Below are 18,876 nucleotides of genomic sequence, written 5' to 3' on the forward strand. Positions count from 1 at the left end.
CGGTGAGAGCGGGCGTCGCTCCATGAACCCGCCATGGCGCGGTCCCCGGCCGGTGCCTGCCGGCCGGGGACCGTGTCGGACTGTCCGGGTCAGGCCTGCGCCGCCGGCTCCTGGGTGAAGGCCGCGTGGAAGCGGCGGGTGTGGTCCACCTGGCGTTCCTGGCCGGTCAGGGTGACCGCCGCCGTCAGGCGCGCGTCCGTGCTCGACGTGGCGAGGCGGAGTTCCAGGTCACCGGGTTCGACGACCCGGCGGCCGTCGCGGCCGGTGAAGCTGGCCACATCGGCCGGGACCGTGACGTGGACGCGGCGGGCCTCGCCCGGCTCCAGCGGCACCCGGGCGTAGCCGACGAGGCGCTGCACCGGCTGGACGACGGAGGCGACCGGGTCGTGGAGATAGAGCTGCACGACGTCGGTGCCGGAGCGGTCACCGGTGTTGCGGACGGTGAGGGAGAGGGTGAACTCTCCGTCGGTGGGAGCCTGTTCGGTGTCCACGGTGAGGTCGCTCCAGGCGAACTCCGTGTACGTCAGGCCGTGGCCGAAGCCGAACGCCGGCGTCGGGTCGATGTTGGACACCTCGCTGACCTGGGCGAGCCGGGCACCGAGGTAGGTGGTCGGCTGGGAGCCCGGGCCGCGCGGCACGCTGACCGGGAGCCTTCCGGAGGGGTCGGTGCGTCCGCTGAGTACCCCGGCGATGGCGTGGGTGCCGGCGACTCCGGGGAAGAAGGACTGCACGATCGCCGCGGACTCGGCGGTGGCGCGGCCGAGCGCGTACGGCCGCCCGGCGAGCAGGACGGTCACCACCGGACTGCCGGAGTCGAGCAGCGCGTCCAGCAGGTGCTGCTGGGCGCCGGGCAGCGCGAGGGACTCCGCGTCGCAGCCCTCGCCGCTGGTGCCGCGGCCGAACAGGCCCGCGCGGTCGCCGAGTACGGCGATAACGATGTCCGCCTCCCCGGCCGCGTCGACCGCCGCGCCGATGCCGGAGAGGTCTCCGTCATCGACGCCGGTGCCGCGGACGACCGTGATGTCCGCGTCGGGGAACTCGGCGGCCAGGGTGTCCCGCAGGGTGGGCAGGTCGATGCCGACCGGGACGTCCGGGTGCTGCACGCCCACGTGCTGGGGGAAGGAGTAGCAGCCCAGTACGGCGGTGGCCTCGGCCGCGTTGGGGCCGACCAGGGCGATGCGGCGGGGCCGGGTGAGCGGCAGGGTGCCGTCGTTGGTGAGCAGAACGACCGCCTTCTCGGCGATCTCGCGCGCCAGTTCCCGGTTCTCCGGCCGGTCCAGGTCGATCTTGCCGCGCAGGGCGTCCGGGTCGTCCAGGTCGGCGCCGTCGAGCGCGGGCGGCACCGGGCTCCAGTCCGGGTCGAGCAGGCCGAGCATCGCCTTCTGGCCGAGGACGCGGCGCAGGGCGCGGTCGATGACCGACTCCGGTACCCGGCCGTCCGTGACGGCCTCGACGAGCGGTGCGCCGAACGTCTTGACGGTGGGCAGTTCGACGTCGACGCCGGCCTTGAGCGCGGCGCCCGCGGCGCCGGCCCAGTCGCCCGCGATGCCGTGCAGGGTCCTGAGGAAGGCGATGCCGAAGTAGTCGGCGACGACGGTGCCGTCGAAGCCCCAGGCGTCGCGGAGCAGTCCGGTCAGCAGACTCTCGTCGGCCGCGGCGGGGACGCCGTCGGTGTCCGTGTAGGAGTGCATCACGGAGCGGGCGCCGCCCTCGCGGATGGCCATCTCGAACGGCGGCAGCAGGACGTCGGCCCGTTCGCGGGCGCCCATGGACGAGGGGGCGAGGTTGCGTCCGGCGCGGGAGGCCGAGTAGCCGACGAAGTGCTTCAGGGTGGCGACGATGCCGGCGGACTCCAGGCCCTGCACGTACGCGGTGCCGATGGTGCCGACCAGGTACGGGTCCTCGCCGATGGTCTCCTCCACCCGACCCCAGCGGGCGTCGCGCACCACGTCGAGGACGGGCGCGAGACCTTGGTGGACACCGACGGACCGCATGTCGCGGCCGATGGCGGCGGCCATGCGGCGCACCACGTCCGGGTCGAAGGTGGCGCCCCAGGACAGCGGGACGGGGTAGGCGGTGGCTCCCCAGGCGGCGAAGCCGGCCAGGCACTCCTCGTGGGCGACGGCGGGAATGCCGAAGCGGTTCGCCGAGGTGATACGGGACTGGGTGCGCAGCAGGGAGAGCGCGCCGAGCGCCGGGTCGACGGGTGCGGTGCCGAAGGGGCGGGTCAGCTGGCCCAGGCCGGAGGGCAGAAGCGCGTCGAGGTCGACGGCCTCCTCCATGTCGTGCTGGTGCGGGGCCACTTCGCCGCCGTTGGCGGACGCGCCGACCCACACGCCGTACAGCTGGGCGATCTTCTCTTCCAGGGTCATCGCGCCGATCAGCGCGTCGACCCGGGCGGCGACTGGGCGGTCGGGGTCGTTCCAGAGGGGGATTTCGGGGGTGGTCTCTACGGCCACGTCGGCAGTCACTTTCCTCCGACACCCATCAGGCCCTGGACCAGGGCACGGCGGGCGAACAGGTAGACGAGCAGGATGGGCACCATCGACAGCACCACGGCTCCCAGCAGACCGGGGATGTCGATGCCGTGTTCGGTCTGGAAGTTGTACAGACCCAGGGTCACGACCTTGCTGGAGTCGGACTGGGTCAGGACGAGCGGGAACAGGAAGCCGTTCCATGCCTGGAGCGCGGAGAAGACCACGATCGTGGACAGTCCGCCCCTCGACAGCGGCAGTACCAGCTGGAAGAACATGCGCCGCGGGGAGGCGCCGTCCATGGCCATCGCCTCGTACAGTTCCGGGGAGATGTCACGCATCGCGCCGCTGAGGATCAGAGCCGACATGGGCAGGCAGAACGCGGCCGTGGGCAGGATGACGCCCAGCAGGTTGTCGTACAGCCCGGCTTCGCTGATCAGGTAGAACATCGGCACGATGACGGCCTGGGCCGGGATGGCCAGGCCGAGCAGGAACAGCCGGAAGATCGCCGACGTGGTCCGGCCGCGGCTGCGGACGATCGCGTAGGCGAGCGGCGGGACCAGCAGCAGCACGATGCCGATCACGCAGGCGGTGACGACCAGCGTGTTGAAGAAGTACTGGTCGAAGCCCGAGTTGAAGGCGCCGGTGTAGTTGTCCAGGGTGAAGGTGTCCGGGATGGAGACCGGGCCGTTCTCGGCGTAGTCCTGGCGGGTGCGCAGGGTCGCGGCGAGCAGCACGTACAGCGGCAGGCCGACCACGAAGAGCCAGAAGAGGGATCCGGCGCCGGCCAGGTAGTTGGGACGGCGCCTCATGACACACCCTCCATGGTGCTGCGCATCTTGTCGTAGCCGGAGACCCGGACGACGATGAGCGAGATGATCGTGGCCGCGATGACCAGGGCCAGGGCGATGGCGGAGCCGGCGCCGAAGTCGAAGCCCTTGAACGCCTTGTCGTACATGTAGTAGGCGCTGATGGTGGTGTCGGTACCGGGGCCGCCCTGGGTCAGGATGAGCACGGTCTCGAAGGTGGTCAGACCGCCGACGATCATCAGGATCATCGAGGTGATCATCGCATTGCGCAGCTGCGGCAGGGTGATGTGGAAGAACTGCCGGTAGCGGCCCGCTCCGTCGATCTCCGCGGCCTGGTAGAGCACGCGCGGAACGGCCCGGGCGGCGCCCTGGTAGATCAGGGTGTGGAACGGGGTGAACTGCCAGGTGCTGACGAACGCCAGGACACCGATGGCGGTGGCCTGATCACCGAACAGGTTGCCGTCGCCGAACAGCCAGGTGGCGTCGGCCGGGATGCCGAAGTTCGGGTCGAGCAGCGCCCGCCAGAGCACGGAGACGGCCGTGGCGGACAGCAGCAGCGGGATGAAGTAGATGACGGACAGGACGGCCCGGTTGCGCTGGTGGCCGGCCGCCCAGACGCCGAGCACGATGCTCAGCGGGGTCTGGATGACCACCCCGAGCACGGTCAGCAGCAGGGTCAGCCAGATGCTCTTGAGCATCACGGGGTCGTCCATCAGGCGCGACCAGTTGTCCATGCCGACGAACTCGGGCGAGCCGATCCCGTCCCAGCTCATGAAGGACAACACCGCCACCATGATCAGCGGGGTGATCGCGAAGAGGGCGAAGAACACTGCGGCGGGCAGCGCCCAGGCGAAGCCGGGGCGACCCACCTGCGTTGCGGACGAGGCGGGCGGCCGCCGCCGGGACCCCTTGCGGGGTCCGGCGGCGGACCGGGCGCTCGTGATCTTTGTGGTCATGAGCCGTTCGTCAGTCGGTCGGGAGTGCCTGCATGGCCTTGATGAAGCCGTCCGTGTCGAGCTGTCCGTTGAAGAACTGCTGGACGGCCTTGTGCAGGTCCGAGCTGGCCTTCTGCGGGTACGCCTGGTCCCAGGAGAGCTGGAACGACGGGGCGTCGGCGACCAGGTCGTACTGGAAGCGCGAGTACTCGGGGGTGGCCGAGGTGTCGATGAACTTGTCCGTGTTGGTCGTGGTCGTCAGGTTGCCGACGTCCAGCTGCGACTTGACGAACTCGTCGGAGTACATGAGCTTCAGGAACTCGGCGACGGCCTCGGGGTGCTTGGTCTTCTTCATCACCGAGTAGTAGTTGTTGGTGTTGCCGGCGACGTTGGCCGGGTCGCCCTTACCGCCCTCGACGGTCGGGAAGGCGCTGTAGCCGAGGCCCTTCTCGGCGAAGTCCGGGTGGTCCGTCTGCTGCTGGGAGTAGTACCAGGAGCCCATCAGTTCGAAGCCGGCCTTGCCCGAAGCCAGCAGCTGGACCGATCCGCCGTTGGTGTACTTGACGGAGTCGTAGTTCTTGCCGAAGGCGCCGGTGTCGACGAGCTCCCTGATCATGTTCAGGGCCTTCTTGCTGTCCGGGCTCTCCCAGGCGCTCTTGTCGCCCTTGATGGCCTTCGCGAGCAGGTCCGGTCCGGCGATGCGGTCGAAGAGGTACTGGAACCACATCTGCGTCGGCCAGATGTCACCGCCGCCGAGTGCGATCGGCGTGACACCCTTGTCCTTGAGCTTGCCGACGGCGTCGAGCAGTTCGTCCCAGGTCTTCGGCGGCGTGACGCCCGCGTCCTTGAGGACGTTCTTGTTGTGGAAGAGCAGGACCGGCTGGGTGCCGCGCATCGGGACGCCGTACGGCTTGCCGTCGACCACGGCGTTGCTGAAGACGGACGGCAGGAACTTGTTCTCGAGGTCCGGGTTCTTCTTGATGAAGCCGTCGAGCGGCAGGAGCAGGTCGGCCTTGACGAACGGCTTGATGCTGCCGCCGCCCCAGTTGAAGAAGACGTCCGGGGCCTGGGGGGTGCTGATGATCGTCTGAAGCTTCTGCTGGTACTCCGCACCGGGAATGGTGTCGAGGACCGCCTTGACGTCGGACGTCTTGTTGAACTTGTCGACGACCTGCTTCTCGATCTTGTTGGTGGCGTCCCCGTAGACCAGGATATGGATCTTGCCGTCGTCCGCCGACGCCCCGCCGTTCCCGTCACCGCAGGCCGAGAGGCTGAGTGCGAGGGAGAGCGTCGCACCAAAGGCGACCAGTCTGGGCAAGCGCGCACGTGTCTTCATCGTTCGCCTTTCGAAAGTTTCGGCCTCATCACCGAAAGTCCATGCCGTGGGACAGTAGGTCAGACCGGTGTTTCGGTCAACGGTCGAGTCGGTACTCACCCAAACCGTTATCGACACGCCGTGCCGTATCCTGCGCCTATGCACGATGACGACGAGGTGAGCGGCAGAGTCACCCTGGCCACGGTGGCGAAAGAGGCCGGCGTTTCGATGCCGACAGTTTCGAAGGTCCTCAACGGCCGTTCGGATGTCTCGCGCGCGACCCGGGCCAAGGTGGAACGACTGCTGGACGCCCACGGCTACCGCCGTCGCGCTCAGCCGTCGTCCCGTTCCCCGCTCATCGAAATCGTCTTCCACGAGCTGGAGAGCGTCTGGGCGATGGAGCTGATCCGGGGCGTGGAGAACGTCGCCAAGGACAACCGCGCGACGGTGGTGCTCACCGAGAGCGGCACCCGGCACACTCCCGCACCCGAGTGGCTCCCGGGGGTGCTGCAGCGCAGGCCGCTGGGCGTCGTGCTGGTCTTCTCCAGCCTCCCGGGGGACATAAAGCGCCAGCTCAGGGCGGCGGCCATCCCCTTCGTGGTCATCGACCCCGCCGGCGACCCCGACCCCGACGTCCCCTCGGTCGGCTCCGCGAACTGGGCCGGCGGCCTCGCCGCCACCCGCCATCTCACCGACCTCGGTCACGAGCGGGTCGCGATCATCACCGGCCCCGAGGACATGCTCTGCTCACTCGCCCGCCTCGACGGCTACCGCTCGGCCATGGCGATGGCGGGCCTGGAGACCGACCCGCGTCTGATGCGCTTCGGCGACTTCCATGTACAGAGCGGTTTCGAGCATGCCATGGACCTGCTCAAGGGCCGCGACCGGCCGACGGCCGTCTTCGCGGGCAGCGACCTCCAGGCGCTCGGGGTCCTGGAGGCGACCCGGGTCACGGGCCTGCGCGTGCCGGAGGATCTGTCGGTGGTGGGCTACGACGACGTCCCCCTGGCCCAGTGGTCGAGCCCGCCCCTCACCACGGTCCACCAGCCCTTGCGGCGCATGGCCGAGGAGGCCTCCCGCATGCTCCTCCGCCCGGAGGACCCCGGCGCGGCGGCGCAGCGCATCGAGCTGGCGACGCATCTGGTGGTGCGGCAGAGCACGGCCCGGCTCGAAGGAGCGTGAGGCCGACGCGCGCCAAGCGGCCCCGCTGCCTCGGATAAGGCCGACGTGCGCCCGGCTGTTGAGAACGTGGCGTCGTCGCCCGGAGGGCGGCCTCGCGGCGTCCGGTGCGCGCTCTCGGCGTACCGCCCGGGAAGCCCTTGCACTCGGCGTCACCGGGCTTTCGGACGGTGCGGCCAGAGGGCGTGCCGGGCGTCGTGCGGCGGGCGCCGCCTTCGCAACACACCCTTGGCCGTCCCGCCGGTCAGCCCCTGCGCCACACGACCCAGCCACGGACCGCAGACAGCGGACACGGGCGAGTTCGGCGGCCAGAGCTGCTGGAGGAACGGGCGGACGCCTCGGGGGCCCTGTCCCCGTGCGCGAACGCGGACGGGCGGACGGGCGGACGGGCGGACGCCGTGGCGGGGTCCGCTCCCCGGCTCGTACGCCCGGCGTCTCGGCTCGGACGGCGCCCCCGAGGTGACGGTCCTGCGGCGCTGCTGCCGGATGGACGAGGCGCTCGCCGACGACACCCTGGCGATTGCGGCGCTCCACGAGTCGCCCGACGAGGTGCGCGCCCGGCTGGCCGACTGGGACACGGCGGGGCTGTGGCAGGACGGGCAGCCGCTCGGTATGGCCCGCACCCGTCACACCGGCGCCGATCTGCACGTCGGGCGGCTCGCCTTCGTGCCCGACCTGCGGGGGCTGGGTGTGGGGCGGTGGCTGCTGCGCCGGGCCGAGTCGGCCGGGGAGGGAAGCCGGCGCATCGTCCTGTCCACCGGCGCCGCCAGCCACCGCGACCTCGCGCTCTCCCAGCAGCAGGGACAGTTTCCGCTTGCCGACGCGCCGGACGACGGCGTGGTGGGTCCGGCCGAACCCGTATCGGCCTGAGCGCGAGCACCCCGCCCATCCGGCCCGTGGCCGACGTCCGGGGCGTGCATACTCCGAACGCGGCGCCGGGCAGGCAGGTGGCGTCGGGCGGCGCTGCGCACCGCCCCACTTCCCCGATGGTCACCACCACTGAGGAGCCCACTCGTGACAGAACCGATGTCCCTTCTGCTCTCCCGCCTGCACGCGGCCGGTCTGCACGACGTCGTCGCAGTCGAGCCGGCCACGGGAGGGCTCGCCGCGACCGCGGGGCTCGCCCGCCGCGGTGACGGCACCACGGTGTTCGCCAAGGCGCTCGGTGAGCCGTCGTCAGGCGACGCCGCCGGCGCGGAGGCCGAAGGACTCACCGCGCTGCGCGAGGCGGGCGGCATCACCACACCCGACGTCATCCTTGCGGACCGCGACCTGCTCGTGCTGTCCGTCCTCCAACCCCCGCCACGCACCAAGGTCTTCTGGGAGCACCTCGCGCACGGGCTCGCACATCTGCACACCACCACCCGCCACCCTCGGTTCGGGTGGCACCAGGACAACCGGCTGGGTCGTCGTCGGCAGGTCAACACCTGGGAGGACGACGGGTTCGAGTTCTTCGCGCGGCACCGGCTGCTGCGCTGGCTGAGTGAGCCCCGTGTCGAGGAGGCGTTGGACCACGCGGACCGGGAGGCGCTGGAGCGGCTGTGCGCCCGGCTGCCCGAACTGCTGCCGGTCGCGCCCGCGTGCCTGACGCACGGCGATCTGTGGGCGCAGAACGTCATGGCCACTCCCGACGGGCGGCCCGCACTGATCGACCCGGCCGTGTCGTACACGTGGGCCGAGGTCGACCTGGCCCACCTGTGGACCACGGCACCGCCACCCGAGGCGCACGTGCTGTTCGAGCTGTACGCCGAGCTGACCCGGCTCGACCGCGACTGGCGCGCCCGCATGCCCATCCTCCAGCTCCGCCAACACCTGGCCGTGATCGCGCAGTTCGACCCCGACTGGGGTGCCGCCGACCTCGTCCGCGCCACGCTCGCTCCGTTCCGCCGACGACCCTGACCGGGAAGATCCCGGCCCTCCGGCTGACAACGGCCCTCACCTCGGGCGAGTGGCCTGCCGGACCGCCGCCCCGCGATGCCGTCCGGTTTCCACGGGCGCGACGGGGACCGGGACCCGGGAATTGGCGTCACTGACTGTGCCGTTCCGGGGTTTCCGTCTCGGCAGGTCGTGGCGCACGAGTGCACTGGCGAAGGGCTCGCGTGTGTGGCGGGCGTACGTCATCCGCTCGCAGACCCCCCTCGGGGTACGCGGACGGTATCCGTGCCCGCCGCCGCAGCAGCCTTCACAACGGCGGCAGCCGCGCCGAAACGGCCGCCTCAGCACACGCCATGTATGTACGTAGAGGACTCCGGCAGGCTTCAGGGACCGCCCCACTCGCGCATGTGCCGATCCACCTTCTCCCGCACCTGACGTCGCAGTTGCCCGTGCCGGCCGGGGTCCATGCCTTCCGCCTGAAAGACGGCGTCGGTGAAGTCGTCCGCGTCGACCGGTGGCGTCTCCTGCAGTCGCTGCTGTTCCTGTGGTGGGAGACAGAAGCCGAGGTCGACACAGAGTTCGTAGAGGAGCTGCTGCACCTCGGCCTTCGGATCACGTAGGGTCATGGCACCAGCATGATCGCACGCGTGGCCGGTCCGTCACCGGATCGACGAAGCAGGCACCCGTCGCCGAGCAGACCTGGAGCGGCGTCGGAAGCACGGTGTGGCCGAACTCCGCTCGCCGTCCTGGCGTCCGGTCCGCCCCGCGCACAGCCCGACGCTCATCGGCACGCCGGGCGCGAGGTCCTCCGCGGTCAGGACGGAAGTCGCCTCAACTCCCCGAGACGCTGCAACTCCACGATGTGCTCGGCCGCTCGCTTCGGTGCCTCACCACCGCTCAGGTTGGCACTGCCCGGGAACAGCGTCCGGCGATCGGCTACCGCGACCTTGGCGTGCTGACGCGAGTGCGGGTGACGGACCAGATCGCGAGCCCAGTGCCACAGGCGCACCCCCGAACGCCTCGGCCGGCTCCCGGCCGGAAAGGAGCCCTCTCGCGCCTGCCAGAGTCTCGACGACCACGTCGATGGCCACACCCCGCTCCGCTGCGGCCGTGAGGGCTCGGGTCAACGCCGGGTAGGGCGGGCCGCGTAGGTCATGGCCAGCAGTTCGTCACTCGCTCCGTCGATGCAAGCGTTCCGGCCCACAGGGGTACTCCCTCAACCGCGGGTGGCTTGACACCCCTCGCTGTTGACTGAGTGCATCCTGGATTGAGTGACCGCCGTGGGACCGAGCCCGTTGGACAAGCGTCAGGCCTTGCCCACCTGGCCGGGAAAGGAAGCGTATGCGCGCGCAGGAAATCACCTTCCTCAAGCTGATCCAAGGGGAGAAGCAGTTTCAAGTCCCCCTCTACCAGCGGACGTACAGCTGGGGAAGGGAGCAGCTGACGCGGCTCTGGGAGGATGTCGGCGAACTCGTCGACCAGCAACTGTCGGGCGAAACCGTCGCCCCGCACTTCCTCGGCTCCGTGGTGCTCGCACCCGGCCAATTCCAGGCCGGCGGTGTGCAGCGGTGGCTCGTCGTGGACGGCCAGCAACGACTGACCACCTTGATGCTGGCGTTCGCCGCGTTACGCGACCATCTCAAGAAGACGGGTGACACACGCGGTGTCACCCGGATTCACCGTCAGCTCCTGGTGAACGAATACCACGAGGGCCTCGACCACTACCGGTTGCTGCCAACGCAGGCCGACCGCGAGGCGTACACGGCCTGCGTCCAGTCCCGGGCGGAGGCCGGCGGGAGCGACAACATCGGTGCCGCCTACCGCTTCTTCCTCGGCGCGCTCGCCGAGGGGCAGGAAGCCGCCGGGGACGACCGGTGGATCGCGACGGTCGGCACCGTCCTCAAGGATCTGCTGTCGATCGTGGAGATCACCGCGGAGTCCGGTGACAACGTGTACCGGATCTTCGAGTCGATCAACAACACGGGCGTCGGGCTGAGCCAGAGCGACCTGCTGCGCAACTACGTGTTCATGCTCCTGCCCAAGCAGGGTGAGCGGGTCTACCAGGAACTGTGGCTGCCCATGCAGCAGAGCCTCGGCCCCAAGAACCTCGAACTCCTCGTCTGGCTGGACCTGGTGGTGCGGGGCCACCACAAGACCAAGCAGAGCGAGATCTACCGGGAGCAGCAGAAGCGGCTGCTGCCACTGGCCGGCGACGAGGACTCACTGCAGCGTGAGATCGCGCAGCTGGCCGAGCGGGGAAAGCGGTTCCTCCGCATCATCGAGCCCCGGCGTGAACGGTCACCCGCGCTGCGCGCCGTGCTGGAGCGCCTGGCCGCCTGGGGCGGCCAGACCCACTACCCCTTGGCCCTGCACCTGCTGGACCTCGTCGACGGCGGAACCACCACATCCGAGGACGCGGCGGAGGCACTGCGGTACGTCGAGTCCTACCTGGTGCGGCGACTCATCTGCCAGACGCCGACCACCGGCCTCAACCGCATCTTCATGGAGGCTCCGAAGGAGCTGGAGACCGACCGCCCCGCCGCCGAGGCGGTCCGGCGGTTCCTGTCCGGGCGACGCCGCCGGTGGCCGAGCGACGAGGAACTGCGCGAGGCGATCCGCAGCAAGCCGTTCTACTGGAGCGGCCGGCCCCCGCAGCGGAGTCACATCCTGCGCAGGCTGGAGGAGAGCTACGGTTCCAGCGAGCCCGTCGACTTCGTCAAGGCGGCCCTCAGCGTCGAGCACGTGCTTCCGCAGCGCCCGGCCCCGGCCTGGTTCGATCTGCTCGCCGACGAGACCGAGCCGAACCAGACCCCCCAGGAATTGCACGATCTGCTGGTGCACACACTGGGCAACCTGACCCTCACCGGGGACAACGCGAAGCTGTCCAACAGCCCGTTCGAGCGCAAGCAGCAGATCCTCGACTCGAGCGCCCTGCGCATGAACCAGGAGATCGCCGCGGAGCGGCGATGGGGCAAGAACGAGATCCTGGCCCGTGCCGACCGTCTGACGGAACGGGCGGTGGAGCTGTGGCCCGGCCCCATCGGCGGAGTCAAGCCGACCGGCGAGGAATGGCCGGGATGGGCGGAACTGCGGGCGGTCCTGGTGGCGATGCCGAGCGGCACGTGGACGACGTACGGTGATGTCGCCGAGCTGATCGGCAGCCACCCGGTGCCGGTCGGCACCTACCTGGGCTCCAACCCCACCGTGATCGGGGCCCACCGTGTCCTCACCGCGGACGGAAAGATCTCCCCGGCGTTCCGCTGGGAGGAGGGCAGCGAGCGGCAGCCGCCGCAGGAGCTGCTGATGAGCGAAGGCGTGATGTTCGACCCGTCGGGCCGTGCCCACGGCTCGCAGCGCCTGACCGCCGCCGAGCTGGCCACCCTGCTCGGCAAGGACGTCGCGCAGTCCGTCTCGCACGATCCCCTCCCCGGCGGAGAGGACGCGGCGGCGGCCGAGCGCTTCCGCGCACAGTTGCAGGGACACTGGCCCGAGGCGTCCGCCGGGGTCCTGGGCGCACTCGACTTCTGGCGTCTCCAAGGTGGTTACGTCAACTACGGCCGCCATGAGGAGACGAGTTGCTTCCCGATGCTCGACGCCGGCACCAGTCGCCGCCCTCATCTGATCTGGCCCTTGGCGATCTACCCGGTGGGCGGAGCGGTCGAGGTCGTCTTCCAGTACCTCAAGGACCGCCGTCCCTTCGACGACACGGAACAGCGCCGTGAGCTGCTGAACCGCCTCAACAAGATCGACGGCATCGACCTGCCCGAAGCGAAGCTGGAGCTGCGCCCGTCCTTCCCGGTGCGGGTGTTCGCGGAGCACGGGGAGGAGATCTGCGGGGTGCTGGACTGGTTCGTACACACGATGGCACTGGATCTGACACATCGCGACTGAGCGAAGCGACCATCACGGCTCCACAGGCCTCCGGTGATGCCCGAGATGCCCTCGGCCCTGTCCAATCTCCACGAACGGCTGCGTTCGGGCGTCACTCGCACGCCGGGCGGCCAGAACTCCGCATCATGGTGTACCTGACGTACGTCGGCGGGCGCGACAGGCCGCGGTTCACCAGGTCTCTGACCACGTGGGACCTCACCGATCGGGTGGGACTGCTTGCACTGCGAGAGCTGACGGCGCGGGGAGGCGTCACACTGGAACCCGGCTACGACCGTCCTAACCTGCCGCTCGTCGATCTGGAGGATCCCCAGGACGAGAAGCCTCTCCAGCACGCCTTGTTCTTCCCCGCCGAGGACGAGGAGACGCCGGTACCCGGCTTCGTCCACTTCCGTATCGTGCCCGTGTTTCGTCACATCGGCTGGTTGAGTCCGGACGGCGGCCGAGACCTGGGCGGACATGGTCGCCGGTGAGGCGTGCCGGGCCCTGGGGGACCAACGGCAGACCTCGGGCGACGGCTGGCCGTGCACCCACTACGCCGTGGCGGAGATCGGCGGTTCGGGCTACCTGGTGATCCGCTGGGGCACGATCACCTCGCAGGGCCGGCTGTCCCGCCTGAGCCACGCCCTCGGGACACGCGCCGCCTACGCCTGCGTGTCCTCGTCGGTGACCGTGTCCCAGGCGGGTAGCGGCACGCCGTCGGACGCGCTGATCCGGGTCACCTCGCACCGCATCCTCCGGACGGCGGCGAAAAGGCGTCGCCGGGCCGCGGGGCCGTCCTCCGGCGGGAACGAGCTCCGGATCTGGTGCGGGTGCGACACGTCGTAGGTGAGCAGCCAGTCGGTATCGACGGTGGCGAAGTGGTCCTGACCGGCGTCGCCCCGTTCCGACCGCCAGGTGCCCCGGTCCACGGTCGGGGCCAGCGCCTCCCGGAGGATCGTCAGGCGCTGGTCGTGGTCGAGTGGCCCCTCCGAGAGGCGCAGGCAGCGGTGGATACGGGGCCGGAACGCGTTGAACCACGGGGCCGGTTCCGGCTCCATGTCCGCGAGCAGCCGGGAGGTGATGCATCCCCTGGTCCATGCCTCGACGAACCCGGCGGCACCCATGGGATGGGTCTCGTAACGGCTTTCGCTGCTCCACACCACTACGGGCCAGTTCTCGGCCGTTCCCGTGGTGAGCCAGCAGAGCCGGTCGGCGTCGATGGTGGTGCCCCAGAGCAGCAGTCCGCCCGGATCCGGATGGAGAGGGTACGGGTAGCGCTCCCGGTCTCTCTCCGCCATGCCGGACGGCCTGCCGCTCTGCCACGCGAGGCCGTTGTGCCTGCTCGTGCCGAACGGGGTGTGGAGATTGAGGTAGTCGCAGAACTCGCCCCACCCGTACGCCTCGACGAGGTGCTTGTAGTCCTCGGGCAGCCGCGTCCCGAGCGCGGCTTCCACCGCCGACCAGCTTCCGCGGGCGTCGACGGGGACCGGAGGTGGAGTCACGAACCGTGCCAGTCCTACGTTTTCCGTCACGGCACGTCGTGGCGTACGAGCGCCCTGGCGAAGGACTCTCCCGTGCGGCGGGCGTACGTCATGCGCTCACGTACCTCCCTCAGCGTACGCGGACGGTAACCGGGCCCGCCGCAGCACCCCTTGTGGAAGCGGACGCCGGCGTGGAGGAGGACGGACAGCGTGCGCCAGGCCGTGGTGTCCCGGCGTGGGGGTGCCGCGAAGGCCGACCCCACGTGGATGAGCGGTTCCGCGCAGCGGGGACAGGTGCGGTGCGGCCTGTCCCTGTCGTAGGGCTGCTTGTACGAGGCCCGACAGGGCAGGCAAACGTAGGAGGTCTTCGCGTGGCCCATGCGGCAAGGGTAGGCGGCACCTGTGCGGGGTTCCACGCATTTGGGAGCAGGGGCACTGCCTGGAGGTCTTCGGGGATTCTCACGGACGGTAGCCGTCGCAGTGTGGCAGTGCGGAACGGGGACGACGTGCCGCACACTCTCCGGATGATCGTGTTGCAGCCTGTCCTCGAAGTCTCCGCCCCCGCCGACTTCACGCACTGGCCGGTCGCCGGGATCGAGTCGTATGGCCTCCTGCCGCTCAGCGGCACGCTCGCTCCCGCCGACGTCGGCACGGCGGTCATGAGCATCGCCGCCCACAACGACGTCGTACCGGCGGCCGACGGCCACCCGTCGCGGCCCGCGGACCCGCTCGGCTCCTTCCTGCACGGGCTGCTCACCATGGACGACCTCCACGCGTCCGGCGGCCTGCAGGTCACGGACACGGCCTCCGGCGTCACCCTGCTGCCGGGCTGCTGCAACGGCCTCGAGGAACGCCGCGACTGGTTCGACGTCCTCGACGGAGACGGCTGGGCCTCCTTCGGCCACGACCCATCCCCGCTCGCCGAACGTCACGGCGACGTCGTCCGCCTGACCGTGGACGCCGACCGGGACGACAGCCCCGTGATCGAGCTGGCAGCCGGCGAACTGCGACGTCTACTCACCGGCGCGGAGCGCGACCTGGCCGAGTTCCTGGTCCTGGCGGTCGCGTGGGCCGCCCGACAACTGCCCGGCCACGCAGCCCCGGTGACGTCCGCCCTCGCCCGCGCCCTGCTCCTCCGCGACCCGGGTACGCCCGGCGCATAGGACGTGTCGCCCCGCCGTCATGTGCGCGGGGCGCGGCTTGCGACGCCGTCGGCACCAGGCACGGCGGCAGCGGGCGAGAGACCCGGAGGCCAAGGCCCTCCTCTTCAAGAAGACGCGGGATCGTCGACTCGCACACGCCCCGCGTGCCTGCCGGGCTTCCCGCATCCCGACCGGACCATCGACGAGGAATCCCGCGCTCGCCCACCTCTCCTGCGCAGTTTCTACCGGCAGTGGCTCAACGCCGACAATCGGGTGCTCGACTTCCCCCGGCCCGGCCTGTGGGAGTACGGCAGTTGCACGAGTCCGGCGCCTCACCCGTGCGGGGCCTGACGCGTGACGCCACACAGTCCTCCTTCCCCGACGAAGTCGAAGCCCTCGAGGGTGACCTCGTCCGGCCCGCCTCGCTGAAGCCGGCACTGGACGGAGCGCGTTCCCTGTTCCTCGTACCGGGCATGGGCGCGGACGCGAACATTCTCACCGCCACCCGGCAGGCGGGTGTGGAGCACGTGGTGCTCGTGTCCTCCGTGACGGTGCGGACCCATCCGCACCTGCCCGCCGCCGCCGGGAACCTGGCCGTCGAGTGGCTGCTCGGGGACAGCGGAATGAGCTGGACGCTCCTGCGTCCGACGCAGTTCGCGTCGGCCGCCCTGTGGTGGGCGGTGTCAATCCGGGAGCACCGGTCGATCCGGTTGCCCTATGCGGACATCGAACTTCCCGCCGTGCAACCCGTCGGCATCGCTGCGGTGGCGCGGGCGGCGTTGACCCGGCCGGGGCACCGCGGGCGGACGTACGCACTGACCGGACCGGCACGGATCACACCCCGGCAGCAGGCCCGAGCGATCGGGGCGGCCCTGGGGCACGAGGTGTCCGTCGAGGAGATCAGCCGGGAGGAGGCTCACCGGCAGATGGCTCCTCCATGGGAGAGCAGACCGCGCACGCGGCGCTCGACCTGATGGGTGGGAACGTCAACGACGAACTGCTCACGGTCACGACACGGGCTCGTCTGTCACCGGCTCCCCTGCCAGGCCCAGACGTCACGGACGAGAGGATGCTCCTGCTCCACGCAGGAGGCTAACGGGAGCGGCACGTGGACGGTTCGGCCAGAGATGCGGAGCAGATGCTGAACACAACGGCACGTTCCCCGTCGACACGCGCTCTCACCCGGGAGTCCGTGAGGGCCCGGCAGCTCCTCACTGCGAGCGACGTGTCCGACCTGCTCGCGGCGGGCGGACTCGACATCTGACACACCTCGTGCCGCTGAGGCAGCGTCAATGTCCGCGGTTGTTGGGACTGATGGCCTTTCCCGGCACACGCAGTCCCTACACTCGCGATCATGCATACTCCAGACGCCCTGTCCGAGGCACCGGTCGGCGACACCGCCGAACCGGCCCTCTTCACGACGATGTCCACCATGCGGGCCATGCGGCGCCTGCGGCCCGATCCGGTTCCCGACGAGCTCCTGGACCGGCTGATACAGGCAGCCGTCTGGGGTCCCAGCGGCGGCAACATGCAGCGCTTCGAGTACGTCGTCGTCACCGACCCCGCGGTCATGGCCGATCTCGCCCCCCTGTGGAAGCGGTGTGTGGACGCCTACCTGGCCACCACCGGCAAGTACGCTCCCGCCGGCATGGACGAGGCCGCGTACGGACGCATGGTCGCCGCCATCGAGTACCAGCGTGACCACTTCGCCGAGACCCCGGCGCTGATCGTGCCCTGCTACCAGTTCCCGGAGCCGAGGATCGAGCAGGAGGGCCTCCAGCGCTACGCCGAGGCTCTCGGCGCGGAGGCGGCGGAGCGCATGGGGCGGATCCAGGAGCGGTTCTCCGCGCTGGCGGAGGGCTCCTGCGTCTACCCGGGCGTACAGAACCTGCTGCTCGCCGCGCGGGGCCTGGGTCTCGCCGCCAACATCACCATCTGGCACCTGTTCCTGGAGAACGAGTGGAAGGCGGCGCTGGGCATCCCCGACGCCATGAACACGTTCGCGGCCATCCCGGTGGGATGGCCGCGCGGCAGGTTCGGCCCGGTGAGCCGCCGCCCGGTGGCCGAGGTCGTGCACCGGAACGGCTGGTAGGCCGCAACGGCTCGTCCAGGGTGGGGGGTTGGTTCCCGCCCGGGTACACGGTCGTGGCCCGGGCACCCGGTCTGCGGACCCGTCGGCCCGCGAGCGGGGCAGGAAAGTGTCGCCCGCGGTCGGTCAGCGGGCGGTTCCCCGTTCGCCCCGCAGGCGGCGCAGTACGACGAGGAGGTCCAGGAGGGCCGTCAGGGCGAGCACTCCACAGACGGCCGAGAGGAAGATCAGCGGGCCACGGCCGGGGCTGTCACCCGGGTCGGCGTTCGCGGCCCAGACGCCGAAGAGGGCACAGCCCGCGACGAAGAGGGGCAGGAACACCGCCGCGAGCAGCAGGCGCAGACGCAGCGGGCTGCGGGCGGTGACCGGCTCGGTGCCGGAGCGGGGGAAGCGGCGGCCGACCGCTCCGGAGCGGGCAGGGGAGGCCGGCTTCCCGGCTCGGCCGGTACGTTGGTCACGCATGCCGCACTCCTCCCGGGCTGGTCCGGACGGGCCGGGTATCCGGGTGTGACGAGGGCAAACGGGTATCCGGGCATCCGAGCGCAGACCGGTGTCCCGGGCATCCGTCGCGGGTACTCGTCCGCCGACGACCGCACCGTGCGGAAGGACACCACCTCATGCATCACGATGAGATCATCGGGAAAGTGCAGGCCCTCACCCGGCTCCCGGACCGGGGATCGGCGGAGATGGCGACCCGTGCCGTGCTGAGCACGCCGGCCGAGCGGCTGCCGTCCGGCCCGGCGGACCATGTGGCCGCCCAACTGCCTCCGACTCTGGCCGCACCCATGCGTCAGGCCAGGGATGCCGTCGTCGAGGGGCCGGCCGCCACCTCGGGTGAACGATTCGGCCTGACGACGTTCGCCGGACGCATCGCCGGCCGTGCGGAGACGGACGAGGACGCCGCGCTGCGGGATGCTGCCGCCGTGCTGGAGGTGCTCGACGCGGCCCTCGCTCCGGAGCTGACGGAGAAGGTGGCTGCCGCGCTGCCGAAGGACATCGGAGGTCTGCTGCCCGTCGGGCGTGCCGCCGAGAACCCCGACTGAGGGGGTGACCGGGCATGGTGTCCACATCCGTGACGGTTCCCTCGAGTGGGGCGGATCTGGCCGGTGATCTCGAGATTCCCGCCGGGGCGCGCGGGATGGTCCTGTTCGCGCACGGCAGCGGCAGCTCACGGCACAGTCCCCGCAACCGGGCCGTCGCCACCGCATTGCAGGGGGCGGGGTTCGGCACGCTGCTTCTGGACCTGCTGACGGAGGACGAGGAGAGCGAGGACGCCGCGACGGGGCGGCACCGGTTCGACATCGGGCTGCTGGCACGGCGCCTGGCGCATGCGATCGACTGGCTCGAGCAGCGCCCGGACACCGTGGACCTTCCGGTGGGCCTGTTCGGGGCGAGCACGGGTGCAGCGGCGGCACTGGTGGCGGCGACGGAGCGGCCCGGGCGGGTGGCGGCCGTCGTGTCGCGGGGCGGACGTCCGGATCTGGCGGGAGACGCGCTGGCCCTGGTCGTGTCCCCGGTACTGCTCGTCGTCGGGGGTGACGACGAGACGGTCCTCGGGCTCAACCGCCGGGCCGCCGGGCGACTGCCCGCCGAGCACCGCATCCACGTGGTGCCCGGCGCGACCCACCTCTTCCCCGAGCCCGGCGCGCTGGAGGAGGTCGCCGGGCTCGCCGCCGACTGGTTCCGTACGCATCTGTGACAGGGCGT

The 18,876-nt window shown here is 70.6% G+C and carries 19 protein-coding genes; 11 read left to right on the top strand and 8 right to left on the bottom strand.

The window, feature by feature from the left end; genetic code table 11:
* Nucleotides 1–89: 89 nt before the first annotated feature.
* From ACZ5C2_RS11235 to ACZ5C2_RS11250, 4 genes are read right to left on the bottom strand one after another with little or no spacing between them, the layout of a single operon-like run.
* Nucleotides 90–2,471: a beta-xylosidase/alpha-l-arabinosidase gene (locus tag ACZ5C2_RS11235; protein WP_468789017.1), complete on the bottom strand. Its 2,382-nt coding sequence runs from the start codon at nt 2,469–2,471 to the stop codon at nt 90–92.
* Complete coding sequence (locus ACZ5C2_RS11240) at nt 2,468–3,286, bottom strand: carbohydrate ABC transporter permease (RefSeq protein WP_468789019.1); 819 nt, start codon at nt 3,284–3,286, stop codon at nt 2,468–2,470. The genes ACZ5C2_RS11235 and ACZ5C2_RS11240 overlap by 4 nt, the downstream gene beginning before the upstream one ends.
* Nucleotides 3,283–4,239, bottom strand: coding sequence for a carbohydrate ABC transporter permease (locus ACZ5C2_RS11245; protein ID WP_468789021.1), 957 nt, complete (start codon nt 4,237–4,239; stop codon nt 3,283–3,285). The genes ACZ5C2_RS11240 and ACZ5C2_RS11245 overlap by 4 nt, the downstream gene beginning before the upstream one ends.
* A 10-nt stretch (nt 4,240–4,249) precedes the next feature.
* Nucleotides 4,250–5,554: an ABC transporter substrate-binding protein gene (locus ACZ5C2_RS11250; RefSeq protein ID WP_468789023.1), complete on the bottom strand. Its 1,305-nt coding sequence runs from the start codon at nt 5,552–5,554 to the stop codon at nt 4,250–4,252.
* A 138-nt stretch (nt 5,555–5,692) separates the two neighbouring features.
* Between ACZ5C2_RS11250 and ACZ5C2_RS11255 the strand changes: the two genes are divergently transcribed.
* The 3 genes from ACZ5C2_RS11255 (at nt 5,693) to ACZ5C2_RS11265 (ending at nt 8,611) form a co-directional block, all read left to right on the top strand.
* Nucleotides 5,693–6,715 carry a LacI family DNA-binding transcriptional regulator gene (locus tag ACZ5C2_RS11255; RefSeq protein ID WP_468789025.1) on the top strand — a complete coding sequence of 341 codons (1,023 nt, stop codon included), beginning with the start codon at nt 5,693–5,695 and terminating at the stop codon, nt 6,713–6,715.
* A 456-nt stretch (nt 6,716–7,171) separates the two neighbouring features.
* Nucleotides 7,172–7,582: a GNAT family N-acetyltransferase gene (locus ACZ5C2_RS11260; RefSeq protein ID WP_468789027.1), complete on the top strand. Its 411-nt coding sequence runs from the start codon at nt 7,172–7,174 to the stop codon at nt 7,580–7,582.
* A gap of 144 nt (nt 7,583–7,726) precedes the next feature.
* Nucleotides 7,727–8,611: a fructosamine kinase family protein gene (locus ACZ5C2_RS11265; RefSeq protein ID WP_468789029.1), complete on the top strand. Its 885-nt coding sequence runs from the start codon at nt 7,727–7,729 to the stop codon at nt 8,609–8,611.
* Between the two features lie 359 nt (nt 8,612–8,970).
* On the opposite strand, the gene ACZ5C2_RS11270 is transcribed toward ACZ5C2_RS11265, so the two are convergent.
* Nucleotides 8,971–9,213 carry a hypothetical protein gene (locus ACZ5C2_RS11270; protein ID WP_468789031.1) on the bottom strand — a complete coding sequence of 81 codons (243 nt, stop codon included), beginning with the start codon at nt 9,211–9,213 and terminating at the stop codon, nt 8,971–8,973.
* Nucleotides 9,214–9,928: 715 nt separating this feature from the next.
* On the opposite strand from ACZ5C2_RS11270, the gene ACZ5C2_RS11275 reads away from it, so the two are divergent.
* Entirely contained in the window at nt 9,929–12,478 is a 2,550-nt protein-coding gene (locus tag ACZ5C2_RS11275; protein ID WP_468789033.1) for a GmrSD restriction endonuclease domain-containing protein, read from the top strand.
* Between the two features lie 125 nt (nt 12,479–12,603).
* Nucleotides 12,604–12,948, top strand: a complete 345-nt coding sequence (locus tag ACZ5C2_RS11280) for a hypothetical protein (protein WP_468789035.1) — start codon at nt 12,604–12,606, stop codon at nt 12,946–12,948.
* 171 nt (nt 12,949–13,119) lie between these two features.
* Here the strand turns inward: ACZ5C2_RS11280 and ACZ5C2_RS11285 are convergent, their stop codons facing one another.
* Together ACZ5C2_RS11285 and ACZ5C2_RS11290 are read right to left on the bottom strand one after the other, a co-directional pair.
* Nucleotides 13,120–13,959, bottom strand: coding sequence for an SMI1/KNR4 family protein (locus ACZ5C2_RS11285; RefSeq protein ID WP_468789037.1), 840 nt, complete (start codon nt 13,957–13,959; stop codon nt 13,120–13,122).
* A 26-nt stretch (nt 13,960–13,985) separates the two neighbouring features.
* A complete protein-coding gene (locus ACZ5C2_RS11290; RefSeq protein ID WP_468789039.1) occupies nt 13,986–14,318 on the bottom strand; it encodes a deoxyxylulose-5-phosphate synthase in 333 nt (110 codons plus the stop codon).
* 144 nt (nt 14,319–14,462) lie between these two features.
* Here ACZ5C2_RS11290 and ACZ5C2_RS11295 point away from each other — a divergent pair, with 144 nt between their 5' ends.
* The 4 genes from ACZ5C2_RS11295 (at nt 14,463) to ACZ5C2_RS11310 (ending at nt 17,172) form a co-directional block, all read left to right on the top strand.
* A complete protein-coding gene (locus ACZ5C2_RS11295; protein ID WP_468789041.1) occupies nt 14,463–15,101 on the top strand; it encodes a hypothetical protein in 639 nt (212 codons plus the stop codon).
* 293 nt (nt 15,102–15,394) lie between these two features.
* Nucleotides 15,395–16,054 carry an SDR family oxidoreductase gene (locus ACZ5C2_RS11300; protein ID WP_468789043.1) on the top strand — a complete coding sequence of 220 codons (660 nt, stop codon included), beginning with the start codon at nt 15,395–15,397 and terminating at the stop codon, nt 16,052–16,054.
* Between the two features lie 164 nt (nt 16,055–16,218).
* Nucleotides 16,219–16,344, top strand: a complete 126-nt coding sequence (locus tag ACZ5C2_RS11305) for a hypothetical protein (RefSeq protein ID WP_468789045.1) — start codon at nt 16,219–16,221, stop codon at nt 16,342–16,344.
* Between the two features lie 90 nt (nt 16,345–16,434).
* The gene (locus ACZ5C2_RS11310) at nt 16,435–17,172 is read left to right on the top strand and encodes a nitroreductase family protein (RefSeq protein WP_468789047.1); all 738 of its coding nucleotides are present in this window, start codon (nt 16,435–16,437) and stop codon (nt 17,170–17,172) included.
* Nucleotides 17,173–17,295: 123 nt separating this feature from the next.
* Here ACZ5C2_RS11310 and ACZ5C2_RS11315 read toward each other — a convergent pair whose 3' ends face one another.
* The gene (locus ACZ5C2_RS11315; protein ID WP_468789049.1) at nt 17,296–17,631 is read right to left on the bottom strand and encodes a DUF6343 family protein; all 336 of its coding nucleotides are present in this window, start codon (nt 17,629–17,631) and stop codon (nt 17,296–17,298) included.
* A gap of 155 nt (nt 17,632–17,786) precedes the next feature.
* On the opposite strand from ACZ5C2_RS11315, the gene ACZ5C2_RS11320 reads away from it, so the two are divergent.
* Together ACZ5C2_RS11320 and ACZ5C2_RS11325 are read left to right on the top strand one after the other, a co-directional pair.
* On the top strand, nt 17,787–18,212 hold the full coding sequence (locus tag ACZ5C2_RS11320; protein ID WP_468789051.1) for a DUF2267 domain-containing protein: 426 nt from the start codon (nt 17,787–17,789) through the stop codon (nt 18,210–18,212).
* Between the two features lie 14 nt (nt 18,213–18,226).
* Nucleotides 18,227–18,868 (top strand): dienelactone hydrolase family protein, encoded by a 642-nt coding sequence (locus ACZ5C2_RS11325; protein WP_468789053.1) that lies wholly within the window; start codon nt 18,227–18,229, stop codon nt 18,866–18,868.
* The last annotated feature ends 8 nt before the right edge of the window (nt 18,869–18,876 follow it).

The sequence above is a fragment of the Streptomyces sp. NPDC031365 genome, from assembly GCF_055569765.1.

Bases quoted from the DNA above. Each gene is read 5' to 3' on its own strand.
- ACZ5C2_RS11240 (WP_468789019.1), bottom strand. From the start codon at position 3,286: ATGAGGCGCCGTCCCAACTACCTGGCCGGCGCCGGATCCCTCTTCTGG.
- ACZ5C2_RS11290 (WP_468789039.1), bottom strand. From the start codon at position 14,318: ATGGGCCACGCGAAGACCTCCTACGTTTGCCTGCCCTGTCGGGCCTCG.
- ACZ5C2_RS11325 (WP_468789053.1), top strand. From the start codon at position 18,227: ATGGTGTCCACATCCGTGACGGTTCCCTCGAGTGGGGCGGATCTGGCC.
- ACZ5C2_RS11310 (WP_468789047.1), top strand. From the start codon at position 16,435: ATGCATACTCCAGACGCCCTGTCCGAGGCACCGGTCGGCGACACCGCC.
- ACZ5C2_RS11245 (WP_468789021.1), bottom strand. From the start codon at position 4,239: ATGACCACAAAGATCACGAGCGCCCGGTCCGCCGCCGGACCCCGCAAG.
- ACZ5C2_RS11295 (WP_468789041.1), top strand. From the start codon at position 14,463: ATGATCGTGTTGCAGCCTGTCCTCGAAGTCTCCGCCCCCGCCGACTTC.
- ACZ5C2_RS11270 (WP_468789031.1), bottom strand. From the start codon at position 9,213: ATGACCCTACGTGATCCGAAGGCCGAGGTGCAGCAGCTCCTCTACGAA.
- ACZ5C2_RS11255 (WP_468789025.1), top strand. From the start codon at position 5,693: ATGCACGATGACGACGAGGTGAGCGGCAGAGTCACCCTGGCCACGGTG.
- ACZ5C2_RS11305 (WP_468789045.1), top strand. From the start codon at position 16,219: ATGCTGAACACAACGGCACGTTCCCCGTCGACACGCGCTCTCACCCGG.
- ACZ5C2_RS11250 (WP_468789023.1), bottom strand. From the start codon at position 5,554: ATGAAGACACGTGCGCGCTTGCCCAGACTGGTCGCCTTTGGTGCGACG.
- ACZ5C2_RS11280 (WP_468789035.1), top strand. From the start codon at position 12,604: ATGGTGTACCTGACGTACGTCGGCGGGCGCGACAGGCCGCGGTTCACC.
- ACZ5C2_RS11320 (WP_468789051.1), top strand. From the start codon at position 17,787: ATGCATCACGATGAGATCATCGGGAAAGTGCAGGCCCTCACCCGGCTC.
- ACZ5C2_RS11315 (WP_468789049.1), bottom strand. From the start codon at position 17,631: ATGCGTGACCAACGTACCGGCCGAGCCGGGAAGCCGGCCTCCCCTGCC.
- ACZ5C2_RS11275 (WP_468789033.1), top strand. From the start codon at position 9,929: ATGCGCGCGCAGGAAATCACCTTCCTCAAGCTGATCCAAGGGGAGAAG.